At 42.3% G+C, this 23,795-nt stretch carries 21 protein-coding genes; 17 read left to right on the top strand and 4 right to left on the bottom strand.

Features of this window, described 5'->3' with window-relative positions:
• Nucleotides 1-13: 13 nt before the first annotated feature.
• From MKY14_RS10495 to MKY14_RS10440, 12 genes are all read left to right on the top strand, one after another.
• Entirely contained in the window at nt 14-373 is a 360-nt protein-coding gene (locus MKY14_RS10495; RefSeq protein WP_340010599.1) for a GIY-YIG nuclease family protein, read from the top strand.
• A gap of 189 nt (nt 374-562) precedes the next feature.
• Complete coding sequence (locus MKY14_RS10490) at nt 563-1,561, top strand: Gfo/Idh/MocA family protein (RefSeq protein WP_076281549.1); 999 nt, start codon at nt 563-565, stop codon at nt 1,559-1,561.
• 2 nt (nt 1,562-1,563) lie between these two features.
• A complete protein-coding gene (locus tag MKY14_RS10485; RefSeq protein WP_248548564.1) occupies nt 1,564-2,481 on the top strand; it encodes an AraC family transcriptional regulator in 918 nt (305 codons plus the stop codon).
• A gap of 17 nt (nt 2,482-2,498) precedes the next feature.
• Complete coding sequence (locus tag MKY14_RS10480) at nt 2,499-3,581, top strand: Gfo/Idh/MocA family protein (RefSeq protein ID WP_340976436.1); 1,083 nt, start codon at nt 2,499-2,501, stop codon at nt 3,579-3,581.
• A gap of 137 nt (nt 3,582-3,718) precedes the next feature.
• On the top strand, nt 3,719-4,423 hold the full coding sequence (locus MKY14_RS10475; RefSeq protein ID WP_076127275.1) for a response regulator transcription factor: 705 nt from the start codon (nt 3,719-3,721) through the stop codon (nt 4,421-4,423).
• Between the two features lie 3 nt (nt 4,424-4,426).
• Nucleotides 4,427-5,812 carry a sensor histidine kinase gene (locus MKY14_RS10470; RefSeq protein WP_340976435.1) on the top strand — a complete coding sequence of 462 codons (1,386 nt, stop codon included), beginning with the start codon at nt 4,427-4,429 and terminating at the stop codon, nt 5,810-5,812.
• A 90-nt stretch (nt 5,813-5,902) separates the two neighbouring features.
• A complete protein-coding gene (locus MKY14_RS10465) occupies nt 5,903-6,436 on the top strand; it encodes a hypothetical protein (protein WP_076182931.1) in 534 nt (177 codons plus the stop codon).
• Between the two features lie 138 nt (nt 6,437-6,574).
• The gene (locus tag MKY14_RS10460; protein ID WP_340976434.1) at nt 6,575-7,696 is read left to right on the top strand and encodes an FtsW/RodA/SpoVE family cell cycle protein; all 1,122 of its coding nucleotides are present in this window, start codon (nt 6,575-6,577) and stop codon (nt 7,694-7,696) included.
• A gap of 30 nt (nt 7,697-7,726) precedes the next feature.
• Nucleotides 7,727-8,746: an LCP family protein gene (locus MKY14_RS10455; protein WP_248548567.1), complete on the top strand. Its 1,020-nt coding sequence runs from the start codon at nt 7,727-7,729 to the stop codon at nt 8,744-8,746.
• Nucleotides 8,747-8,924: 178 nt separating this feature from the next.
• Nucleotides 8,925-10,100, top strand: coding sequence for an MFS transporter (locus MKY14_RS10450; RefSeq protein WP_076276134.1), 1,176 nt, complete (start codon nt 8,925-8,927; stop codon nt 10,098-10,100).
• A gap of 252 nt (nt 10,101-10,352) precedes the next feature.
• A complete protein-coding gene (locus MKY14_RS10445) occupies nt 10,353-13,523 on the top strand; it encodes a GNAT family N-acetyltransferase (RefSeq protein WP_340976433.1) in 3,171 nt (1,056 codons plus the stop codon).
• Entirely contained in the window at nt 13,510-14,385 is an 876-nt protein-coding gene (locus tag MKY14_RS10440; protein ID WP_076104960.1) for an amidohydrolase family protein, read from the top strand. The genes MKY14_RS10445 and MKY14_RS10440 overlap by 14 nt, the downstream gene beginning before the upstream one ends.
• Before the next feature lie 137 nt (nt 14,386-14,522).
• Here MKY14_RS10440 and MKY14_RS10435 read toward each other — a convergent pair whose 3' ends face one another.
• The gene (locus MKY14_RS10435; RefSeq protein ID WP_076127262.1) at nt 14,523-14,912 is read right to left on the bottom strand and encodes a hypothetical protein; all 390 of its coding nucleotides are present in this window, start codon (nt 14,910-14,912) and stop codon (nt 14,523-14,525) included.
• A 273-nt stretch (nt 14,913-15,185) separates the two neighbouring features.
• On the opposite strand from MKY14_RS10435, the gene MKY14_RS10430 reads away from it, so the two are divergent.
• Nucleotides 15,186-15,575 (top strand): BlaI/MecI/CopY family transcriptional regulator, encoded by a 390-nt coding sequence (locus MKY14_RS10430; protein WP_076143756.1) that lies wholly within the window; start codon nt 15,186-15,188, stop codon nt 15,573-15,575.
• Nucleotides 15,575-17,404, top strand: coding sequence for a M56 family metallopeptidase (locus MKY14_RS10425; protein WP_340976432.1), 1,830 nt, complete (start codon nt 15,575-15,577; stop codon nt 17,402-17,404). Before MKY14_RS10430 ends, MKY14_RS10425 begins: the two co-directional genes overlap by 1 nt.
• A gap of 667 nt (nt 17,405-18,071) precedes the next feature.
• Here MKY14_RS10425 and MKY14_RS10420 read toward each other — a convergent pair.
• Nucleotides 18,072-18,698 (bottom strand): glycoside hydrolase domain-containing protein, encoded by a 627-nt coding sequence (locus MKY14_RS10420; protein WP_340976431.1) that lies wholly within the window; start codon nt 18,696-18,698, stop codon nt 18,072-18,074.
• Nucleotides 18,699-18,952: 254 nt separating this feature from the next.
• Here MKY14_RS10420 and MKY14_RS10415 point away from each other — a divergent pair, with 254 nt between their 5' ends.
• Nucleotides 18,953-20,071: a copper amine oxidase N-terminal domain-containing protein gene (locus MKY14_RS10415; protein WP_175617282.1), complete on the top strand. Its 1,119-nt coding sequence runs from the start codon at nt 18,953-18,955 to the stop codon at nt 20,069-20,071.
• Between the two features lie 77 nt (nt 20,072-20,148).
• On the opposite strand, the gene MKY14_RS10410 is transcribed toward MKY14_RS10415, so the two are convergent.
• Nucleotides 20,149-20,703: a helix-turn-helix domain-containing protein gene (locus MKY14_RS10410; RefSeq protein ID WP_076127257.1), complete on the bottom strand. Its 555-nt coding sequence runs from the start codon at nt 20,701-20,703 to the stop codon at nt 20,149-20,151.
• Nucleotides 20,704-20,817: 114 nt separating this feature from the next.
• Here MKY14_RS10410 and MKY14_RS10405 point away from each other — a divergent pair, with 114 nt between their 5' ends.
• Nucleotides 20,818-21,399 (top strand): LysE family transporter, encoded by a 582-nt coding sequence (locus MKY14_RS10405; protein ID WP_076127255.1) that lies wholly within the window; start codon nt 20,818-20,820, stop codon nt 21,397-21,399.
• Nucleotides 21,400-21,416: 17 nt separating this feature from the next.
• Here MKY14_RS10405 and MKY14_RS10400 read toward each other — a convergent pair whose 3' ends face one another.
• Complete coding sequence (locus tag MKY14_RS10400; protein WP_076127253.1) at nt 21,417-22,406, bottom strand: ketoacyl-ACP synthase III; 990 nt, start codon at nt 22,404-22,406, stop codon at nt 21,417-21,419.
• Between the two features lie 249 nt (nt 22,407-22,655).
• Between MKY14_RS10400 and MKY14_RS10395 the strand changes: the two genes are divergently transcribed.
• A complete protein-coding gene (locus MKY14_RS10395) occupies nt 22,656-23,507 on the top strand; it encodes a CAP domain-containing protein (protein WP_340976429.1) in 852 nt (283 codons plus the stop codon).
• Nucleotides 23,508-23,795: the final 288 nt, after the last annotated feature.

Below are 23,795 nucleotides of genomic sequence, written 5' to 3'. Positions count from 1 at the left end.
ATCATAAATTATAATGGACAAAAGTAAACGTAAAGAACTTCAGGAGCAATATAAGCAGCTCAAGACGTACATGGGTGCTATTCAAATTACAAACAAAAGAAGCGGGAAAATATTCGTTGACAGCTATCCCAACCTGAAGAATAAATGGATGACTATACAGATGCAATTAGATATGGGCAGATTTGCGAATGCAGAGCTGCAAAAGGACTGGAAGGAACTTGGAGCAGAAGCCTTCGGCTATGAGGTGTTAGAGCAGAAGGAGTCAGAAGACGTAACCGACGTGCGCTGGGAGCTTAAACTATTGAAAAAGAAGTGGTTCGAGAAACTGCAGCCCTTTGATGACAAAGGATATAATAAGCCACTAACCCATTAAGCCAAGTATAAAGAAACCTTTAGCTTTTATAGCAAGGGTTTCTTTTTTTAGGGATCGTATTTCACTCCGGATTTTATGTGTCGTAATATTATATATGTTTTGTCGCATTTTCCTACTAAAAAAGCTGTTTATTATGTGTTATTTTTATAGCAGATGTCAGAATAACATATATACGGGAGGCACAAGTAAATGACCATTAGAATTGGTAAGCTCAGCTATTGGCATGTGCATGCATGGGATTATACCAAGCAAGCTCAGGAGCATGAAGATACCGTATTAGCTGCAGTTTGGGACGAAAACGTAGAGCGTGGGAACAAAGCTGCGGAAAGCTTGAATATTCCTTTTTTTGAATCACTGGATGATCTGCTTGCGCAAGAGGATATAGATGCCGTTATCGTGGATGCACCAACGAATATGCATAGAGACGTAATCGTGGCTGCGGCCAAGGCGGGCAAACATATTTTCACAGAAAAAGTTATTGCCCCAACGTTAAAAGAAGTTAACGCAATTATCGCAGAAGTTAACGAGAACAAAGTGAAGCTAACGGTCTCCTTGCCTCGTTTAAATGACGGCTATACATTAACTATTCAAGAGATTCTAAGTCAGGAACTGCTCGGCAAGATTACTTACGTTAGAGTTCGCTTATCCCATAACGGAGCAACGGAAAGCTGGCTTCCTGATCATTTCTTTAGCTTGGAGCAATGTGGAGGCGGAGCTTTGATTGATCTGGGCTGTCATCCCATGTATTTGGCGAAGCTTTTCTTAGATCAAGATGTGACTGGGGTTAGTGCTAATTTTGGGTATGTAACCGGTAAAGAAGTGGAAGATAATGCTGTAGTGACATTATTTGCGGATTCAGGAGCAATTGGTGTGGTGGAGGCTGGTTTCGTGAATAGTCATTCGCCGTTTACTATCGAGGTGCATGGAACTGAAGGAACGCTGCTTTACGGAACACCAGAGAATAAGCTTCTTCTTAGAACGAACAAATCCACGGATAAAGAAGAAGGCTGGAAAGAAGTAGCCCTGCAAAGCAATCGTGAAAGCGCCTTCCATCAATGGGTTGATCATATTCAAAATAATACACTCGCCACTCACAATGTTGAAATGGCAGTTGAGCTTACCAGATTAATGGAGGCGGCGAACCGCTCGGCTAAAGAAGGCTGTGTAATTCCGATTGGGAGGACTTAACGTTGAGCAGCTTTCCCTATGAGATGATGTTTGAGAAGCAGGACATGCTTGAAAGATTGGATATCACGATTCTATGGGGACATTACGAGATTACAGTGTTTAGATTTCATTTGACATCTTTTCCACCGGGCAGAGTAGTCGAGTTCCATAATCATTCTGAATTTGAGTTTCATTTCATTCCGCGCGGGAAGGGAGAAGTCATTCTTGGGGATCAAAAGTATCCTCTGTCAGAGGGAATGTTCTATCTAACCGGACCAGGTGTTATGCATCGTCAAGAGGCAGCTGCAGATGAATCCATGGAAGAGCTATGCCTGCATGTTGACATCAAGAAGAGGATCCGGGATGATGCTGATCTTTGGGAGGTTGCGGAAGCTGAGACCTGTGTGGAGAAGCTGAAGTGTTTACCCTTGGTCCCAGCACAAGATTATCACGGGGCTATGAAGTGTTTTCGAGAAGCATACGAAGCATGCGATGGGAAGTTGACCGGATATTATACTTCAATTAAGCATCTCGTGATTAGTATTTTATTAAAGGCCGTTAGAGCGTATGATTCAGGCGGGATCCGCACGGAGGCGCCGGTTAGAGATATGCTGACTTACCGGTATCAATACGCAATGCAATATATGGAAGCGAATTATTCAGGAACGGTTACCTTAGAAAATGTTGCGGAAAAGCTGAATATTAGTTCAAGGCAGCTGCAGCGGGTGTTTAAGCAAGTAAATGCAGAACAATCATTCAGTAGGGCGCTTGAGGACATCCGATTGCAAGCGGTCTGCCGCAAGCTTGAAGAAAGCAATTATCCGATAGAACAAATCGCACAGTCGGAAGGGTTTACCAATGCTACCTATTTGCATATTGTCTTCCGCAAGCGGTTAGGCATGACACCGGCAACTTATCGAAACAGCAAACAAATCCATTAGAGGTGAGGGTGAAGGATATGAGTAAGGTTTTTCGTGTAGGGATTATTGGATGTGGTGGTATTGCGAATGGCAAACATCTTCCAAGCTTGAGCAGACAAAGTAAGGTTGAGATCGTGGCTTTTTGTGACATTATTAAAGAACGTGCTGAAGAAGCAGCGGAGAAATACGGAAATAATAAAGCTACTGTCTATACGGATTACACTGAACTATTAAAAGATCAATCCATTGATATTATTCATGTGCTTACGCCTAATGATGTTCATGCGGAAATATCAATCGCTGCACTAGAAGCCGGAAAACATGTGATGTGCGAAAAACCAATGGCTAAGACAGCGGCAGATGCCAAACGAATGGTTGAAGCAGCGAAACGTACAGGCAAGAAGCTGACTATTGGATATGACAACCGATATAGAGAAGACAGCTTATATTTGAAAAAAGCCTGTGAGTCCGGAGAGCTTGGTCATATCTATTTTGCAAAAGCACATGCCATCAGACGGAGAGCCGTACCGACCTGGGGAGTATTTCTTGATGAAGAGAAACAAGGCGGCGGTCCGCTGATCGATATCGGAACTCATGCGCTGGACCTAACCCTTTGGATGATGGATAACTATAAACCTAAAGTCGTGCTTGGCACTAAATATCATGAACTTTCACAAAAAGAAGAAGCTGCCAACGCATGGGGACCGTGGGACCCTAGAAAGTTCACCGTGGAGGACTCAGCCTTTGGAATGGTCGTAATGGAGAATGGCGCAACAATCATGCTGGAAGCGAGCTGGGCTCTGAATTCACTAGACGTACATGAAGCGAAATGCAGCTTAAGTGGGACGGAAGCAGGCGCAGATATGAAGGACGGACTTAGAATTAACGGTGAGAAATTCAGCAAGCTGTACACTAATAAAATTGAGCTTGGGGCAGGCGGCGTTGCCTATTATGAAGGAAAAGCTGAAAGTGCTCCGGATATAGAATTAAGAAAGTGGATTGAAGCGATTGAACAGGATAAGGACCCGGTTGTAACTCCTGAACAGGCTTTTGTTGTTTCGCAAATATTGGAAGCTATTTATGAATCGGCGCAGACCGGCAAGGCTGTGTATCTGGATTAGATTTTGACAACTATAGCGATTTAGAGTAATATCCACTTGTGATTTAATTATAGAGATCTGAGACAAGACTCTCTCTTTACCGGGAGAGTTTTTTTGTTTTTTACTTGTTTAGACTCTGGGTAATAGGGGTGGAAATCGTGGATACTATTGATCGCAATCATGTGCTTATTGTGGAAGATGACGATAATATTAGACGTTTTATATCTATAAATTTAACGAATAACGGGTTTGTGGTTAGTGAAGCTGCTTGTGGAGAAGAAGCCTTGCAGAGCTTTGAGGTGAGCCGTCCAGATGTTCTGGTTCTGGATATCATGTTGCCTGATTCTAATGGGTTCGAAATATGCCGAAAGCTAAGAGAGAAAGACGCTGGGGTCATCATCATTTTCTTAACCGCTCGTGGACAGGATATGGACAAAATCAATGGCCTTGAAATGGGTGCTGACGATTACATTGTTAAACCTTTTAATCCATTAGAATTGGTAGCACGTATTAAAGCGATTTTGCGCCGTACAGAATCAGCTCTCAAGCCGCAAAAAACGATACTTCAAGCTGGACCGATTCGGCTGGATCTGAATGCAAACAAGATGTTTAAGCAGGATGACAGCATTGAATTAACTCCGAAGGAATTTCAGATGATGAAGACCTTTCTGGAGCATCCGGATACAGCACTCTCTAGGAATGAATTAATGAATCTTGTCTGGGGAGAGGATTATATTGGAGATCCTAAGACGGTAGATGTTCATGTGCGTAAGTTAAGAGAGAAAATTGAGGTTGATCCTTCTAATCCGCTTTGGATTGAGACGGTATGGGGGCTCGGATACCGCTTTAGAAAGGATGGTTGAAGAATGGGGATTCAGAAAAGATTAGTAGGAAGCTATTTTGTAGTCATCTGTCTTACTGTGCTCATTCTTGAAATCATTCTTAATGTATCTGTGCGATATTATTATTTTCATAACATAGAGGAAACCCTGATGAATCAAGCAGAGCTATCGGCTTCTTTTTTTCAGCAATACTTTGGGGACCAGGATCTGGAGGAACAATCGGATAGGTTACTGAAGGGTTTTGCGAGTCATTCCGATGCACAGGTACAGATTATTAATGTTGAAGGCCGGCTGTTGCAGGATTCAAATGGACTTCAAGGCGATCTTACTATGACTGAGTACATAGATGTGCAAGCAGCAATAAAAGGGCAGCCCGGCAGTTGGAAAGGTGCGGACCCTAACACAGAGGAAGCGATTTACGCGGTATCCTATCCTTTACAAGCGAATGGAAACATCGTGGGGGGAGTCAGATTTATCACGTCCTTAACGGAAACTATACATACAGTTAAACAGATTACGGTTTTACTGTTCGGGGTGGGGATCATCGTCATTGGCATTGTCACCTTACTTGGATTATTACTGTCTTGGACCATAACCAGATCCATTAAAGATTTGAAGCAGGCAGCAGACCAGATGACCGAAGGTGATTTCAGCATCAGAGTGCATAAGCGCTATCAAGATGAGCTTGGTTCATTGGCGGATACGTTAAATATGATGGCAAGCCGAATCTCCAAGAGTGAACAGCTTAAGAATGATTTTATCGCTTCCGTATCCCATGAACTGCGAACACCCTTGACCTCGATCAAAGGTTGGGCAATTACCTTAAAGGCGAGTGAGGTGAGTAATCAACCTCTGTTTTATGATGGGCTTGATATTATTGAATCCGAAAGTGACAGGTTAACTCATATTGTGGATGAATTGTTGGATTTCTCCAAGTTGGATAACGGAAGAATCGCCGTTCACTTCACATCTGTGGATCTAACAGAACTACTGCAGCATATCGGCAGACAACTTACCCCTAGAGCGACCCGACAAGGCATCTCACTAGATGTAAAAATAGAAGAACATCTGCCAGTGATTCAAGCTGACGAGAATCGTGTGAAGCAAGTCATGATTAATCTCATTGATAATTCACTCAAATTTACTGGTTCATCAGGTCGAATCTTTATCACCGCTCATACGGTTCCAGGGAAAGTCGTGATTTCTGTAGAGGATACAGGCTCAGGCATCGCTGAGACGGATTTAGAGAATGTGCGGCAAAAATTCTACAAAGGGGATCAACAGGCTTCGGGCAGCGGCTTGGGATTATCCATCTCGGAACAGATCATTAAATTGCATCATGGAGAGCTGCGAATAAGCAGCACTTTAGGCAAAGGAACGATTGTCCAATTTGACTTACCGATAGAATAAGAATTCAAATTTAACTATTTCATAACCACTTTCATCTCTTTCACAGATAAAATACTATATATGCGGACAAGCGAGGAGTCGATGATCCAAATGCCGAGCAAATTCATAAAAATAGGTACCCTGTTGACAACTTTATTTTTGCTCGGAGGATGCGGAGTCCCGGCGACACCCGGAGAGCTGATTAAACCTCCATCATCAGAAGCAAATCTGCAGCGAGACAAAACGAGCCAGGAATTTATTAAGTGGCTTCCAGACAAAGCTCAATTGATAACTCCGATGAAGGGACAAGAAGATAATGCCATCTCCTTTGGCGATATGGATGGAGACGGAATCGACGAAGCTGTAGTTGTGTATGAGTACAGTAAAAACAAAGGATACACTATAAAAGCAATGTTGTTGAGGCAGGAAAATGAAGCTTGGCAGAAGATTTCCGAGGTTGAGGGGTTTGGGTATGGTCTAGATTATGCCGGATTCTTTGATGTTGATGAAGATGGCCATAACGAGCTTGCACTGGGCTGGTCATTGGGTGAGGCAGGTAATGGTATGGATATTTATACGCTAAGTGAAGATAAACTTAAGCTGTTATCGAAGAAGGCGTATCAGGGCAAATATGATCTGAGGTAATCATTTAACCTAATCATCCGCAGCGCTTCATTGAGAAAAAAGAAGTAAAAGTGCTCAGCGGATTATTTATAATGCCCATTTTCATGTATATATCCCGTACACAACAAGAAAACTACAGAAATTAAATAGAGGTTGTAAATGCTTATCTCTACCAAAATTGCAAAGTTGGACAGATCCGTACTTTTCCTCACCACCTGCTTAGTTGGCATGGGTACTGTTGCTATTTATGAAGCGACTACGGATACGCGGTTAGACGGTCTTTACATAAGTTATTTGTATTTATTTGCTTTATTTTGCCTACCCATGTTATTCATTGCTTTGATAGATTATAAGTTTCTATTAGGCAGGTTAGCCTATCTCTTTTATGGCGTGGGCATAGGTTTACTAGTACTAGTCAAGCTGGTTGGAGAAAACCTCAATGGTGCTGTGCGTTGGTTAAGTATTGGGAGCTTTCAGCTTCAGCCCTCCGAGCTGGCTAAAATATGTACGGTGCTGCTCATTGCTCATCTATTAGGTACACGAGAGGGCCAGCGGCTGCGATTTTTTCAAGATTTAGTGCCGGTCTGTTTCGTTTTTTTAATTCCTTTCATTTTAATAATGGATCAGCCCGATTTGGGTACAGCACTCGTATTTGCTGGCATATTACTTAGTATGCTGTGGATTGGTAACATCCGTGCTCTATATATGATTCTGATCCTTGGTGTTGTGATTATTTCGATCGGCACGATACTATGCCTGTATTATGCTAACTTCGACTTGTTATCCAAGATTGTCGAGCCCCATCAACTGTCACGAATCCAAGCCTTTTTGGACCCGCAGAGCGATCCTGATAAATCTTGGCATGTAAAAAACGCAATGATAGCCATTGGCTCCGGGGGATTATCGGGCAGTGAAGGTATTTTTTTGCGAAAAGGATATATTCCATATGCGTATTCCGATTCGATCTATGTAGTCATCGGGGGAAAATACGGTTTTATAGGTTCATCCGTGCTGTTGATGCTTTATTTGCTGCTCGTGTACCGAATGATCTTTATTGCACTGGATAGTAGGGACCGTGCGGGTACCTATATTGTCACCGGGTTTATCGCTATGTTCATCTTTCAAGTTTCCGTTAATCTTGGGATGCATATTGGGTTACTGCCCCTAACGGGGATTTCATTGCCTTTTATTAGTTATGGAGGCAGCTCGTTGCTAACTAATATGATAGCGATTGGCATAGTGCTAAGTGTTAAAGTTCATAAGGATGAAAGTGCTGATTGAATAAGCTATTGGAACTGAGTGGAGGAAATTATGTCTAACAAACGCAAGTGGACAACAACCCGTAAAATTCTGACGAGCATTGGTCTTGTCTTAGGCGCAACTATTATAGGGATTGGAGTATATGTAGGGTATTTATACAAAAAGACGGATGATGCGATACAGCGTATGGCAGCCCCAGTCACCATCCAACCCACTACTGCTCCAGAGGAAAAAAAGGAGACCGTATCGGTTGAACCTATGATTTTTCTGCTTGCCGGGGTAGATAGCCGGGACGGTGGCGGTGGGGTAATGAATACCGATGTTCTGATGCTTGTCAGCTTTAATCCGGACACGAAGTCGACGAGTTTCTTATCTTTACCCAGGGATTTGTTGTTAAAACCTAAATCGTTACCTTCCCGTAAAGCCAATTATTATTATGCTTATCATTACATAAAAGACAAAACAGAGGCTATTCCGAATACAAAAGAGTTTTTCAGCAATTTGCTCGGTCTGCCGATTGATCACATGGTTGTGGTGAATTTTGATGTGTTGCAGGAGACCGTGGATTTGCTTGGCGGACTGACTATAGATGTCGATATGGATATGAAATATACCGATACGGCAGATGGTACACACATCGATTTAAAGAAAGGCTTGCAGAAGCTGGATGGCCAACAAGTTCTTGATTTTGTGCGGTACCGTAAATCGAATCAAGGAACGGCTGAATCCTCCGATTTCCAGCGCAATGATCGGCAGCAGCAAGTAATCAAGCAGATTCTGGATAAGCTAGGAAATTTCCAAGGCGTGTCCCAATGGGGAAATGTATTGGATATCATTGGTGAAAATGTGAAGACGGATATTCCTCAAGCAGATCTGCAGCAGTGGTTATTCAACTTTCCTAAACTTAAACCAGAGCATATTAATTCCTTACATGTGGAATCTCTTTGGAAGAGTCCGTATGTCTATGTGAATAAAGAGGATCTAAAACAAGCACTTACTACTCTGAGTACGGAAGCAGGCGTCAGCTCCGAAAGCTCATTACACTTGGAGAATGTTGGGACGGTGGATTAACATCTATAACCCTGCTCTTAAGAGCAGGTTTTTTTGTTTGTTCTACTATAAATCCCGCTAACCAGTAAAGTAATCCGCCAAGAGGTAGAGGCCTGACTTCCAGCATAGTACCATAAACACAGCGATTATAACGAATCGTATATTGTTTCTGGTTTACTTGAGAGGAGAAGGGAATTTTATGAAATACAGACGGGGTATTATGTTTCTAATCGTACTTACAGGAATGATCTCAATAGCTGCTTTTAATCCGATTATTGGTCCGCTTGCGCGAAATTTGGGGCTGAGTGATTTTCAATCAGGATGTTTAGTATCGGTGGCGGGGTTATGTTGGCTGCTCGGAGGATATTTCTGGGAAAAACAAACGTTTATGAGCCGAAAGTGGCTGCTTGCTTCGATTATGTTCGTCTATATGGCGACACTCATCATTTTTGCACTATTGGCTGATTATGCAGTAAATGCACAGAGTAAAGAGAGTCTGTTTTGGAGTTTCTTTTTACTTCGCGCAATCGCTGGCTTTTTCTTTGGAGGAATTCCGGCATTAGCACAAGCTTATGTTATGGGCTGGAGTACAAAAGAAACCCGTACACAAGGAATGGCATTATTCGGAGCGGCCAACGGTCTTGGTTTCGTAGTAGGACCCGCAATGAGTGGAGGAATGGCTTCACTGGGCCTGACCTCACCAATGTACGCGGCCGCTATTTTATTGTTCACCTTGGCTATATTGTTTCTGGTGTTTATTCCTAAAGAAAAGAATATTGAGATTGAGCGGCAGGCGATTTCACTTTCCCCCAATGATCGACGTATACGCCTCTATTTGTGGATTGGACTTTTGCTTTCGTTTGCTCTGAATATCGTGCAGGTTACTATCGGATTTTTTGTGCAGGATAGCTTGGGTTACAGTACTCAGCAAGCCACTCAGTTAATTGGAATGGGGCTGGCGATCTCGGGAATAATGGTAGTGCTCTCGCAAATTGTAATCAGTAAGTATCTCAAATGGCATCCTAAAAAAGTGCTGCTCGTAGGACTCTTATTTGTTGCCTTAGGCTTGCTGGGATTGTTATTGTTCATCAGATTTGCGTATGTAGACTTTACATTCTTGGGTATTGGCATCGGCTTTACACTGCTCGGCTACAGTGCGGGTGCTTCAATGGCGGTTCAAGACCATGAGCAAAGAAGCGTTGCTTCCTTTATTGCGGCCCTGCAAGGTGGCGGGTCATTCATAGGGCCAGTTATAGGTACGGCCTTATACACCGTTAATATGGCGCTTCCTTATTCTATCTGCGTACTGTTGATATGTATTGTAGGTCTCGCTAATATGAAGAAAAAAGCGGCGGATCGTGTGGAGAGTTGTTAAAGAAGAAAGGCTGCTCTTAGGAGCAGCTTCAGGCTGTCGAGGGTGACTCGACAGCTTTTTTTGTAGCTTTCTGCTGGCAGTGAGTTTATGTAGAAAATAAGGAGAAAGAGTTTTTTACCTCGTATTGAGCTTCCAGTTAATAGTATAATAAGAACTCGTAGGAGTTATTTCAATATGTTGTAGAGAGGTTATCCACAATAACTTTATACGAATACATACTCATATTTTTTTGAGGAATAAGGAGATGAAAGCATGACTGTAAATACTACAGCGGAACAAATCCGCATTATCGAATACGATTCTTCTTATGCTGGGGCAGTCGCAGAAATGTGGAACCGCAGCAACGAAAGCTGGGGCGGAGGCACCAATCAAAGAACTGAGGACAGTGTGCGCCGTGAGATGGAGATCTCGTCCAATCTTAATGCCTTTCTTGCCGTTGATGGCAAAGAGGTAGTCGGCTTCTGCAGCTTCGCCCACTACCGTCAAGATGAAGGGGCTTTGTATGTCCCGCTATTGAATGTACGCCCCGATTATCACGGATACAAGGTTGGCCGCAATCTGATTCTGAACGCTGTTCGCCAAACAATAGAAGCGGGCTGGCCACGTCTTGATCTGTTCACCTGGGCAGGTAATACGAAAGCCGTACCGATGTATAAGAAATGCGGATTTTTTTGGGAGAAAAATGAAGATTACGTCCATCTGATGAATTTCATTCCAACAGTACTGCAAACGGAAGCACTTGCTCCTTATTTTGAAGAACTGGATTGGTATGCAGACAGTACCCGTGAACTTCCCATCCAGCCAGATGGCCGCCAGGAGCGTGGCTTTGACTTCTTTGATTACACTTGGCAAAAGGGAAAACTCTCCTTGCGGGCGGAATTCGAGAAGACTGGCCGCGGTCTGACCGCTCTTGATACACCAGACTATGAAATCTCTACGGAAATTGATGATCATGATCTTGTGTTTGGTTCGACCTACAAGATTCGCTATCGCATCAAGAATCGTTCGACGTCTGAGCTGGCCATTGAGATCGAAGGCCAGAACGATAAAAATATCCGTTTTGCTCTATCTGCTGCGCGAATACTCGCTCCAGGTGAAACGGTTATCGTGGAAGGTGATTTTGAGCTTGATTCAGTTCGGGAAGAACAGAACGATAAGAAGACACACCCCGTTGTTATGAGCAAGTGGATCATCGGTGGCAAGCGTGCGGAATTCCGCATTGGCGTTGCTCCTAAATTTCCACTCAAAATGAAGATAGCGCTGCCACACCGGGAATTGTATCTTGGTCTTCCTTCGGAACTGTACCTTAATGTGGAGAATAATTTTGCTGCAGAAGCAGAATTTTCTTTTGATTTGCCCGAAGACGAATTCCTCGTATGGGCGGACCGTACAGTAAGCTTTACTGTTCCAGCTAAGAGTAAGGCTTCTATTCAAGTACCCTTTACCCTAAATTCATACGGTCTTTATTCACAGGCTATTGAGGTAACGGCCGTTCCGGTTGGAGAGAAGGCAGTCACCTTCATAAGCAAACTATCCGTTCTAATGAAGGGAACGCATGGCCGCTTTGGCGGGGAAAACGGGGATCAGTGGGTGGCTGTGAATGGCGCTTACTCTATTCATCTTAATAATACCGACAATGGAATGTGGATTGAATATCCCGGCTCGAGCCATAATTTCTGGTTGACCCATCCGAAGTTAGGCAAGCCATTCGCAGAAGAATTCTCTAAGAAACAGGCCAAAGAAGTAAAGATCTATTCTGAAGGGGAGAGCCAGGTTCTCGAATCTCTTTACGAGTCGGAAGAATTCCCGGGTCTTGAGATAAAAAGAGTGGCTAAGCTATTTGCCAACGGAATCGCTGAGTTTTATAGTGAGGTCTGCAATACCAATAGTGATATCCTGGAAGAAGACATGTATCTGTTGACGAATTTCGGCTTTTTCGGTAAACAGCTCATCTTGCCATATCAGGGCCAATACGTGGACATGGGCGATGCTTACTCAGGCGATCCAAGTCTTTGGGACAGTGCACAAATTACGGAGAACTGGTTGTTCTGCAAGGAAGAGAACATCACATGCGGAATCTGCTGGGATCCTTCGCTAAAATTGCTTCGTCCGGAATATCCGCTTGGGCTGGAGCATAATCTTGGCCGAATCTCCGCTGGAGATGTCGTACGGACAAAAACTATGGTGTTTGCTCTTAACACCTTCCTTAAGTGGTCGGAATTCCGCGCCTTTGCCCTAAAACAGGAGAATTCGGTCATACCGGTGTTGGATGACCATCTTGAGCTAACGCTCGGCGGTGGAAATCCTTTTGCGGCAGGGGCACTTCATGCCGAGCTAATCGAACGAAAGATGACACCGCTTGATGGAAGCCTTGAATTGTATGTACAGGCTGATGGAGAAGAGGAGCGAAGTGTCGCTGAGATGGAGTTGCAAAGAGGACAAAATTTGCACTCCGCTGGTTTTGAACTCTCTACTGAGGATACAGAATCACCAGAACACAACGAATCTGGCCGTAAGGTCCGGGTCGTCTATCGTGGTGAGGATCGCATTCAAGAGCGAACAGGCCTCTGGTTTCCACAAACGGAAACAAGCGTTGTTTGTGGGATAGAAGAAGGACCTGCGGGTCCCATTTACACAGTGAGCAACGGAGTTCTATCTATTGCAGCTGCTCCTGATTTCGGCAGCGTTGTGCATTCCTTGAAGCACCAAGGAGAAGAGTGGCTGGACAGCACCTTTCCCAAAGCTGAACCACGTTCCTGGTGGAATCCTTGGCATGGTGGACTCGGTGTGGGTATTTCTGGCATAGGCGGATTTAGCCGGTTGCAGGAGCCAAGAAGCGCAGCTTGGACGGAGCAGATGGATGATCACGGCAACGTCTGGAAGGGATTGAGACTGACCACTTCGATGGAGAAGCAGGAAGCAAACCGGGGGATCACGATCAATCAGCATTACCTTATGCTGCCCGGAGTCCCTGTGCTCTGTGTGTTGATTTCAGTAACCAATGAAAGTGGAATGACGCTACCGCATTATTCGCTATCCGAGGATAGTTACTTTAAGCCTTCACCAATCTATTCGGAAGGCTGGATGGAGCTCCCAGAGGAAGGCAACTTCCCTATCGGGAAGGTCGAAGCCCATCTGGAATCCAAGGGGCTTATCCGAATCGGTGCAACTTCGCGTAAAGACATGCTGCATGTGGTGCATAGTTATCCTAATCAGAGAGCTATGTCTTACGTGAACAATAAGGTATTCACATATGGTGTGAATCACCATCTACTACTTCTGAACGGAGAAACCGCTTGGACACAGCCGACCTTCATGATCATGGGAGAGCTCGCTCTGGATCCAGAGGCAGTTCGTAATCTTATGAAGGTGACCTTTGCTAGTGCTTCTGACAAAAAGGAGACTATAAATGCCAATCATTGATATTCACATTCATCTGTCGGACATCGATAGCTTTCATCAGACAGCACTGGACCTCTCCAAAGTTGATTACACAGCTGCTGGGCTCAAAGCGGAGTTTGACAAGAACGACGTTGTTCTCGGCATTGGAATGGGGGTCACGGAGCAGACGAAGGGAGCCTTCCCTGACTCTGCCTCTCCCAATCCGATGGGACTCGACTTGGAAGCCAGTGTGCCGCCATTCTTAATGGAATGCGTGGGCATTAATCCGAATATGCTCGGAGGAAAGGATGCTTTGGATGAGCTGGACCGAATTGAGGCACGGCTGCAAGCTCCTGAGGTAGCTGGTATTAAGCTCTATGCCGGGTACTATCATCATTACGTTTATGACAAAATCTACTCGCCGATCTATGAGCTGGCAGCCAAGTACGGCACGCCTGTGGTTATTCATACCGGTGATACGTATTCGATGAATGGATTGCTTAAGTATGCGCATCCGCTTACCGTGGACGAACTGGCGTTCCAACGGCGCGACGTGAACTTTATGATCTGCCATCTAGGCGATCCCTGGGTGATGGATGCTGCCGAAGTGGTCGCCAAGAATCCGAACGTCTATGCCGATTTGTCTGGTCTCGTTGTTGGTGATCGGCCTCATTTTGAGCGGTTCATGAATGAACCCCTGTTTATGGATCATTTTCGCCGGGCGTTGGTGTACTCTGATCACTATGAAAAAATGTTGTTCGGTACCGATTGGCCACTCGCGCCTATTGACCTGTATGCGGAGTTCGTCCGCCGGCTTGTGCCTGAGCAGCACCACGAGAAAGTATTTTATGAGAATGCCTTTGCATTATTCCCACGCATCCAGCAGAGAATTGCAGCGCTCTGAGCGGAGCGGGACAGTATATCTGAAGCGCAGGAAAATAATATAATTACGAACAAGCCATCCTTAGTTAGTACTAAAGGATGGCTTGTTTTTACATTTGTATGATGACCATGCCTATTTTTAGATTGAGTTTCCAAATTTTAATCTTCCTTTTCTTTACTTAACAGATCAGCTAGCTCAACCGAATTCTTATTTCTTAAATCCAGCATCTTTTCGCTATTGCTAGCTTTAATCAGGAAACCATCTTTCGTTTTAAAATCCATATAAAGGCTGAATCCGGCCACCTTTGAATTAGCGTAAGTAACAGTCATTCGATAAGTCGGTTCACCCACATCAACAGACCCGCGTACTTTTTTTACAGTTCTTATAGCATCTTCGAAGATTTGAAGGCTTTCACGGTCAGTATAAGTAATTTCTGTTGTTTCGGATGCAAGATTGACACTTACGATCTTTTGCGTGGGTCTGACTAATACAAATAATAAAATTAGTAAAATTATCAGTGAAAATGATAGAATACTAAATTTTTTCATAACCTACCTCCTTACTTAAGAATAATGCAGACCAATCACTTAGTTTCCAAAATAGTTATAAATTTCAGCTGAGTGTGCGTTGGTTATCATTGTTGGAATCTTATAAAAATTCCTAGGGTTCTATTTATTATTTGCTACTGGACTTGTGAAACCTTTATTAAAATAATAAACGTCTAAGAATGTATACATATTTTAGAAATAATGTGCTTGCTTTTTAATTACACGTTTGTATAATGAATGTATTACACAAATGTATAACAAGGAGAAATATGGATGAATAACAAAATCAAACGCTTGCCAGATGCTGAACTGGAAATTATGCTGGTGATTTGGAGAGCCGAGAGTTGGGTTAGCTCCTCTTATATTTTGAATCAACTGGGGGATAAACGTAAGTGGGCGCTTGCTACTTTGATGACAGTGCTGTCACGGCTGGTTGAAAAGGGCTTTCTATCTTGCGAAAAAGAAGGGCGGAGCAACCGTTATCTCGCTGCAATTTCTGAGACAGATTATAAAGAGAGCGAAGGGAAGTCTACGCTTGAAAAGCTGTTTGGCAACTCTGTGCAGGATATGGTGATGTCCTTATACAACGGGAAGGCGATTGATAAAAGCGATCTTGCTGAGTTGCGGGAACTGCTCGATAGAGTAGATAAGGAGGAATCCTGATGATAACAGGTCTTTTTACAGATTTTCTGGTTATTTCTGTGACCCTTAGTTTAGTTATTATCGGCTTAATCACATTAACTCCCTTGTTAAGAAAACATTATTCGGCTAAGTTGAGCTATTGGATATGGTTGATCCTAACCTTGCGATTATTGTTGCCATTCAACTTTTCCTTTACTAATCCTCCTGTGGCGATTCAGCTACCCGAAGGTCAGGCCATAGCAACTGTCTTTCAAAGCTCAGTATCCCAGAATTTGCAGGCGGATACGCCAGTAATCTCTCAGCCGGTCCAGACAGGGGATGTAAGCCATATCCCTTCTATAATTAATATTTTAGCTTACATCTGGGTTACTGGCGCTGTGCTTTTTTTAGGGTATCATTTGCTGAGTTATTTCTTTTTCAGGAAACAGGTGTTACGTTGGAGCAGCCCTCTTCAGAGAGAGGATATGTTCTCCAAGCTCAAACAAGTCGCTAAAGAAATGCATGTAACAACCACCATTGCGGTTCTGATAAGCAGTAAAGTTCCGAATCCGATGCTAATGGGTTTTTACAAGCCAACACTATTCTTGCCGCATGATCAATATAGTGACGAAGAGCTGGAGTTTATCTTAAAACATGAGCTGGTCCATTACAAAAGGCATGACATCATATATAAGCTACTGCTACTGATTGTGCAGGCACTGCATTGGTTTAATCCATTGGTCTGGTTCATGGCACGCGAAGCTGTCCGCGAAATTGAAATTTATTGTGATGACACCGTTGTACGTAAGCAAAATGCGGCATATCGAAAGAAATACTGCGAAGCCATTTTATCGGTTATGCAAAGTAATGCTACACGGCATGTAGCTTTATCAACGAATTTTGCAGGAGGAAAACACTCGATGAAGCAGAGATTTGGCAGTATTTTAAATATGAAAGAAAAACGAAATGGAGTAGGCGCATTTCTTGCGGTCTTAATGGTGGTTAGTGTAACAGCAGTGCTAGCAGCCTGTACCAACCTAACCGGCCAATCTACAGATACGGCGGCGCTCAAACCAGGTACTATTTATTCCTACAGCTCTAGTGGCGAACAAGTTGTTGTGCATGACGCTGGGAATGCGTATTCCATGGACGAGGATGGTAAGGTCTCTGTCTCCTATCGGAAAGGGGAGATCCAAGCGCAAACGCCTTTAAAACTTGATACGACTGGAACAGAAATGGGGATGGGGAGAGCGGATACCGGATTTTATATCTCCGAGGACAAAACTGCAATTGTATATGGATTTGCGGATGGTAAAGAATCCCCTCTACATGTATTAATCAGTGATGACATGGGGAAATCGTGGAATAACTACAACATTGCAGGTGCAAAGGGTTATGACGCCAAGTTCATCGGGTTTACTGACAAACAAAATGGATGGATCGTCTCCGGAGGTTCTGCAGGCGTGGGACGCTCATTAAATTATGTATACCAGACCTCTGACGGCGGGAAGACATGGACGGAGCTTGGAAATCCTAACGATTTATACGCGGAAAGTTTAGCCGGGGCAGGGTTTTCTAACAAGGATATCGGATTCTTAGGGTTCAGATATTATGAAGATAATGGGCCTGTTATTTATTGGACCAAAGATAAGGGACAGTCATGGGAAAAACTCGTGGTATCCCTTCCGGAAACCTTTAATGAATATCAAAAAACGCCGCTTTCACCTATTTTTAATGGAAAAGAAGGATTGTATCCTATTCTGCTCAGCAAAGAGGGCAACACTGTAGGTACCATCTATCTGTCGAGTAAGGACAACGGCCTGAAGTGGACGTATGATCCAGCATATGATCAAATAGGCGATTCTAAATAGGAGCAAGTGGAGCAGGGGGTGATCTACAAAGATCTCGCCCCTTTTTTATATGGAGAGCGGACGAATTTAATATGTAGCGGCTTTTAATTGTATTTTGTACAGCTATTTTCGCTCGAAAAACTCGCTCATGAAGATAGTTGTATTTTGTACACCTATTTTTTAGTTTTTTGCCGCTAAATTTGATAACTGTGATTTTTAATTGTATAGAATACAGTTAGAGTGAGAAGTTAGCCTTTTACAGACGAAATAAGTGTATAAAGTGCAGTTATCTCATAGGTTGCATAAAGTTACAGCGATAAAATATACGGGGAGAGGATAGCGGAAGCAAGCTGCTGTTAGTGAGGAAAGCAAGTTCTGTTAGTGAAGAAAGCAAGCGGCTGTCAGTGCGAAATGGATGCTCGATCGTAATTCGGCTGGGAATTGGAAAATTCTGCGAATTTTTCTCCGCGGGTTGCCCAAAGAAGACATTAAAATCGGATAGCTACGATTTATGATTATCTGCTTAAACAAACCGCTACAAACCAAAAACACCAGGCAGAGCTTCTCCATTAATCGGATAATCCATGCCTGGTTGTCTTTTTACTATTTTTATAATAACGAGACTTTATTTGAATCTATCATAATCTGCTTTCGTACGACGCCTCGTCACCGATAAAAGAGGAATAAATTACTTTTTCCAGCCTCCACCGCTATGTGAGGAGGACTCTACATAGTCTACGTTGATTTTGCCAGTGCTTGTTCCTACCTCAGTGTTGAAATTATATTGTCGCAGGTTCCAATCCTCGAAGGTTCCCTGCCAGTCATTATCTACGATGAAGGTGTAACGTGTTGTGGCGGAATTAGTGCCTCGAATATGAGAGCAGACTGCTCGTGATCCGTAGATACCCATTTTATAGCTTTTGGAATTTTTAGTACTGCTGTCTAGCACTGATTTTATGCCTTGAAAATAAGGTACTATATTGTTTGTGATTTCGGTAGAGGTCATATCGCGGTCTATCGCAAAATAAATCGGAGTGCTGCTGGTTTGTCCCAAATCACTTGCTAATCCTACAGCCGTTTCAGCATCTTTAACCCCATTGGCTTTCGTAAAATGATCGAGCGATTTGCTGATTTGATAAAGGGATATGATATATAATCCCCCATCTGAAATCCGTGTAATCTCAGCTGAGGTGAGACCATCCTGGTATCCTTCGACGCGATTCAAATATCGGCAAACGAATGTGAATTTATTATTTTTAAGTGTAGTTAATCTTGCTGCTGTTACATTTGTAGCTGTATCACAACCTAAAGCCATTGTAATTGCCTTCTTTCAATTTTTTTGTTTAAGGTTTGGCGCCAACCTCCCTATCAATATATGAGAAAATTTTCACAGATTCTTGGGGGAACAACGAAATGGGAGAAAAAGAGGCAGATGAGAGGATGAATAGAAGGAGAGACTTTGAACTTAGAATTTACTATTATTGTTAACTTATAGGAACCTTTGGAATTAAACTGCGTCTATACCCTATGAAGAATTTATGATTTTCTAACATGGAGGTTGATCAAGATATGGATAAAAGATGGTTGCTAGCTCCAATACTTGTTGCATCATTGCTTGCTGCTCCAGTTGCGAATGCGGCATTGCCCGCTTACTTCACTTTCATTATGGATGGAGGCGGGAAAGGTACGAGCGCTGCACTAGTAAAGGATGGGATTACTTATGTTTCAGCCAGTCACTGGGAAGCGGCAGGACTTAAGGTTGTATGGGATAAATCGCATCAAAGAGCGGAGTTTACTGGATGGGGAAAAAAGATAGCCGTTCGTATTGGAAGTAAACAGGGGGTCCTTGATGGTAAATTGGTAAGTGTAGAAGGTGTTCCTTTTGAAATTAATGGTCAACTCTATGTACCTGCCCGTTTTCTTGTAAATTCATTAGGAGGAACAACGGTCAGCTGGGATGCGACGAAGAGGATATATACAGCAACTGGGCTATTGAACTATGCTAGTGCCAGCGCACAATTTGCTGGATCTACTTATACAGTGGATAAAAAAACAGGGGGTTTATATCTAACAGATTCCGCAGGACAAACTCGCTTGCTAACGAACCTTGGTTCGCAGTTATTCGATGCTGTTCAATTCGATTTTCAGAAGACGCCGAAAGGTCTAATCTATCTAACCGTAACAGATGTTTACGGAGAACCACATATCAATAATAAATGGTATACGATGATTATTAAGGATGGAATGGTCATTCGCCACGCAAGTGTAGGATACCATCTTCGTTATGGTGACAATGTGAAAATAGCTGGCGATCAGCTCCTGCTTACCGATGGGAAAATATTACGATTAATTGAAGATGGAACAGGGAACGTAACGGAGACGATTAATCTGAACACCCTAGGTGGTAATTCGGATAATTATTTAGTGGAGGGAATGGACGAGGATTTTCTGCTGATTCGGTCCAATCAGCAAGGTTTCCTCATGATGATAGATCGTAAAACAGGTGCCAAAACATTGTTGTACAAGGCACTTCTTGACGTAGAGCAGCAAAAATATGCCGAAACAAACGACCTTCCTTTTTTTGGAGACAATCTGAAATTCCTGAAAAGAGAAGGGGATGCCCTGCTTTTTAATAATGAATATGCAAAAGACGGTAAGGTTTATAAGTTAATGCTGGACGGTTCATAATGGGGAGGCTGAGCGTTATCTCCGCAGGTTATCATAGTAAGATTTGATCCCAAGGTTTAAGAACCTTGGTTTTTTTGCTAACTAGAATAATATAAGATCATGCTTAAACGGGTCAATGATTGTCCTGGATTATAATATACATGGGGTTTGTCTGCGTTAAACGTGATAGAATCACCAGATTTTAATAGATATTCATTATCATTGACACGCAAAGACAATTCACCATCAAATACAGTGATTAATTCTTCAGTTCCTTCCATATGTGGATTGGCATCAAGGTATCCACCTTTGTCTATCTCAACTGTATAACCCTCAAATCGTTTGCTTTCATCAAATGGGAAAGATGGGTACACCCGATATTTTCCGTTGTCTTCAAGCAGTGGTTGAATTTCATTTCTTAATACGACTCTTGTGTCAGGCTTTGGGTAATCTATCAGCGCAGAAAATGAAGTTTTTAATCCATTGGCGATCTTCCAAATGGTTGTAATGGTAGGTGCCGATTCGCCTCTTTCGATTTGACCAATCATTGTTTTGCTTACTCCTGTTAATTCTGCCACCTTTTCCAGGCTTAAATCTTTACTTCTTCTAATCTTTTTTATATTCTCCGCAATGATTTGATTTATCTCTTCCACGGTAATTCTCCTATTCCTATTTACTTTATAACGACCAGGATATACAATAAAACGCACATAAGGACGTTATAGCGTCTGATAAATACATTATAACATACAACGAGGTGGAATTCAGTGATTGTTTCTTTGTTTTTATATGCATTTGTTGCTAGCTTTACTCCGGGACCCAATAACATTATGGCAATGACTTTTGCAAACCAGTTTGGTTTACGAAAAACAATGAGATTTTGTTTAGGAGTGGGCACAGGTTTTTTCGTGATTATATTGTTATGTTGCTATTTTAATATACTTCTGATCAATTTTATCCCTAAGATTGAATCTATTATGGCTGTGATAGGCGGAGTCTACATGTTTTATTTAGCATTTAAAATTATTACAAGTAAACATCAAGAAAGTGATGGAAGTGGCGATAAACACAACAGTTTTATTGCGGGTATGCTTTTACAATTTATTAATCCTAAAGGGATATTATATGGAATCACAGTTACATCTACATTTATTCTTACCTCTAATTCTTCCTATTATAGCTTATTGAGTTACTCTATAGTCTTAGCATTCATCGGTTTTATGGGCACTTTTAGTTGGTGTTTATGTGGTTCTCTTTTCAAAAAAATGATATCTAAATATAGAAGTCAATTTAATATACTGATGGGATTGTTGTTGGTGTATTGTGGAGTTTCGATAGTGATAGGATGAATGAATGGAGCCTCATGTCAATAACGCCATAACATTGAACCGGCTTGATAACCTGACCCCAATGTCCAAAATAATAAGTTGTCGCCACGTTTGATCAAACCATGTTCAATAGCACAATATAAGGCCAGAAAGGGACTGCTTGTGCCTGTATAGCCATATTCGTCGGCTACATAAATAATTTTATGTTGATCCAGGTTCAGCTTAGCTTGAAGTAATTTAATATTAGCCAATGTAAATTGTGAAAAACAAAAAACTTGTATATCCTCGAATGTTAGGTGATGTTTGTTTAATAATTCAACAATAGATGCTTCCGCAAATCGTACACTGTCTATTCCGCTGAATCTCCCCCAGTGTAAGTAGCGGTGTTCAGCCCCATCACGCAAAGACTTAGCCAATCCTTGAGCGGGGTACACAATTTCTTCTGTAAAACGGCTGTCCGAAAGATACCTTACGTCAATTAATCCACTCTCTGAATGATCTTTTTCTAAAATGAGGGCTACGGCGGCATCGCCAAAAATTGAATATGTTATTGGATGTGAAGGATCAGCCCATAAATTTAAAAAATCCGAACCGATAACCAACGCTCTATCTCTATCAGGATCATCGTATAAAGTACGAGCAGCCTGTTCAACCGCAATAAACATTCCTATACAATTACCATTTAAGTCATAGCAAAGCGTATCATCTTTACCTTTGATAGCTTTGTGAATAAGCAATGAATTCGTAGGTGATAAATATTCCGGAGTTGAGCTGGAAAAAAGAATCAGGTCTATATCTGCAGATTTCAATGATGCAGCATCAATTGCCTGTTGAGCGGCATTAATCGCCATCGTCAACGAGTTCTCCTTCGTTCCTTCAATAACATGGCGGTTTTTTCTGCCTGTCTTTTTAAGAATCCGCTTAATATCTATACCTTGCTTTTGAAAATGGTCAATAAAATATTGGTTGTTAATCACTCTTTCAGGACAATAAATGGAGACTTGTTTTATCGAGATACCTTCTAACATAGCATGATCACTCCTTGTAATAATTTTGCAATCACATTACATTAAGTAATCTAAAAGTATCTATTTACCTAACAAAGCCTGCTTATTTCTATAAGCTTGTTTGTCCAAATCTTATTTGATGTTATACTTTATGATCTTAACAAAGCATAACATTAATTAGTAAAAAATTCTATAAATTACTATAAATGTAACTATATCGACGCATCTAAAATATCCACTAAGATTAAGTCCACAGCAACCATGTTGCGAGTGGACTTTTTTGCTTTTTATATTTTTGAATTAGAGATGAATAAATCAGGGGTACTTTACAAAAACTTTATTCGATTAAGTCACTACTTTGCCAAATCAGGAGGGGTTCTAATTAAACCATTTATCGTAATAGTAGCGCTATTACTCGTTACTGCTTGTTCGGGTAATAACTCGGCCAACAACCAAATGACAACTCAACAAACGAAGGTTGACAATCATGCTCGTAAAACTATCTCAAGTTCAACTTTAACGCAAGCATCTTCCATTTCCACGGAGAATGCAGGGAATACAACAATTAAGACTAAACAAGTTCCTGGCGATGTAACGAAATGGCTGGATGGGTTCATCCGTACCAATCCACCTACAGGAAGCACAACAGATCAAACAACGTATCCGCAGCAGTCGGCGAAACCACAATATTCTGCAAATCCGCAACATTCTGCTGTCCCACAGAAGTCTGCAAATCCACAACCATCCACCAATACATCCCAATCGGTACAGCAAGTATTGGATTTGGTGAATAAAGAAAGAACGAATGCAGGCTTGAAGCCTCTTAGCTTAAATAGCGAACTTTCGAAAATGGCTTTGGCTAAAGCGCAGGATATGTATGACAATAACTATTTTGATCATCAGTCTCCTACGTATGGATCTCCGTTTGATATGATGAAAGCATTCGGGATCTCATACAATTCAGCAGGGGAAAATATCGCCAAAGGTCAGTCGAGCGCAGAAGAAGTAATGAACCAATGGATGAACAGTCCTGGTCATCGTGCCAATATCCTGAATAGTAGCTTTACAGAAATTGGAATAGGTTACTATAACAGCGAGTGGGTTCAAGAATTTATTGGTTAGAGCGAGTAACGTAATAAACTTAACAGGGGTGTCCTAATAAGCTAAAAGTGGCTGTTGGGCATCCCTACTTTGCTTCGTTTGATCCAATAACACTTGCACAGACCAAGCCCATCGGACACAGCTGACCTTAAACGTGTCATGGGTCTACATTTTGCATCCTAGCGGACTGTATAGCAGCTATTCCCATAAAAAAACACTCAATATGAGTCTTTTTATATGAGATAGCGTCAGTGGAGTCCTAAACTCTGCTCCACAGGCCAAAAAATTGCAAATAACGTCCTCTGGGTC

It is taken from the genome of Paenibacillus sp. FSL R5-0887, from assembly GCF_038002305.1.
GTDB classification, from domain to species: domain Bacteria; phylum Bacillota; class Bacilli; order Paenibacillales; family Paenibacillaceae; genus Paenibacillus_AQ; species Paenibacillus_AQ odorifer.
This window is presented reverse-complemented; position numbering and strand designations above follow the sequence as displayed.

Excerpts from the sequence above, each read along its gene's own strand:
- MKY14_RS10495 (WP_340010599.1), top strand. The coding sequence starts at position 14 with ATGGACAAAAGTAAACGTAAAGAACTTCAGGAGCAATATAAGCAGCTC.
- MKY14_RS10490 (WP_076281549.1), top strand. The coding sequence starts at position 563 with ATGACCATTAGAATTGGTAAGCTCAGCTATTGGCATGTGCATGCATGG.
- MKY14_RS10480 (WP_340976436.1), top strand. The coding sequence starts at position 2,499 with ATGAGTAAGGTTTTTCGTGTAGGGATTATTGGATGTGGTGGTATTGCG.
- MKY14_RS10470 (WP_340976435.1), top strand. The coding sequence starts at position 4,427 with ATGGGGATTCAGAAAAGATTAGTAGGAAGCTATTTTGTAGTCATCTGT.
- MKY14_RS10465 (WP_076182931.1), top strand. The coding sequence starts at position 5,903 with ATGCCGAGCAAATTCATAAAAATAGGTACCCTGTTGACAACTTTATTT.
- MKY14_RS10460 (WP_340976434.1), top strand. The coding sequence starts at position 6,575 with ATGCTTATCTCTACCAAAATTGCAAAGTTGGACAGATCCGTACTTTTC.
- MKY14_RS10455 (WP_248548567.1), top strand. The coding sequence starts at position 7,727 with ATGTCTAACAAACGCAAGTGGACAACAACCCGTAAAATTCTGACGAGC.
- MKY14_RS10450 (WP_076276134.1), top strand. The coding sequence starts at position 8,925 with ATGAAATACAGACGGGGTATTATGTTTCTAATCGTACTTACAGGAATG.
- MKY14_RS10445 (WP_340976433.1), top strand. The coding sequence starts at position 10,353 with ATGACTGTAAATACTACAGCGGAACAAATCCGCATTATCGAATACGAT.
- MKY14_RS10440 (WP_076104960.1), top strand. The coding sequence starts at position 13,510 with ATGCCAATCATTGATATTCACATTCATCTGTCGGACATCGATAGCTTT.
- MKY14_RS10435 (WP_076127262.1), bottom strand. The coding sequence starts at position 14,912 with ATGAAAAAATTTAGTATTCTATCATTTTCACTGATAATTTTACTAATT.
- MKY14_RS10430 (WP_076143756.1), top strand. The coding sequence starts at position 15,186 with ATGAATAACAAAATCAAACGCTTGCCAGATGCTGAACTGGAAATTATG.
- MKY14_RS10425 (WP_340976432.1), top strand. The coding sequence starts at position 15,575 with ATGATAACAGGTCTTTTTACAGATTTTCTGGTTATTTCTGTGACCCTT.
- MKY14_RS10420 (WP_340976431.1), bottom strand. The coding sequence starts at position 18,698 with ATGGCTTTAGGTTGTGATACAGCTACAAATGTAACAGCAGCAAGATTA.
- MKY14_RS10415 (WP_175617282.1), top strand. The coding sequence starts at position 18,953 with ATGGATAAAAGATGGTTGCTAGCTCCAATACTTGTTGCATCATTGCTT.
- MKY14_RS10400 (WP_076127253.1), bottom strand. The coding sequence starts at position 22,406 with ATGTTAGAAGGTATCTCGATAAAACAAGTCTCCATTTATTGTCCTGAA.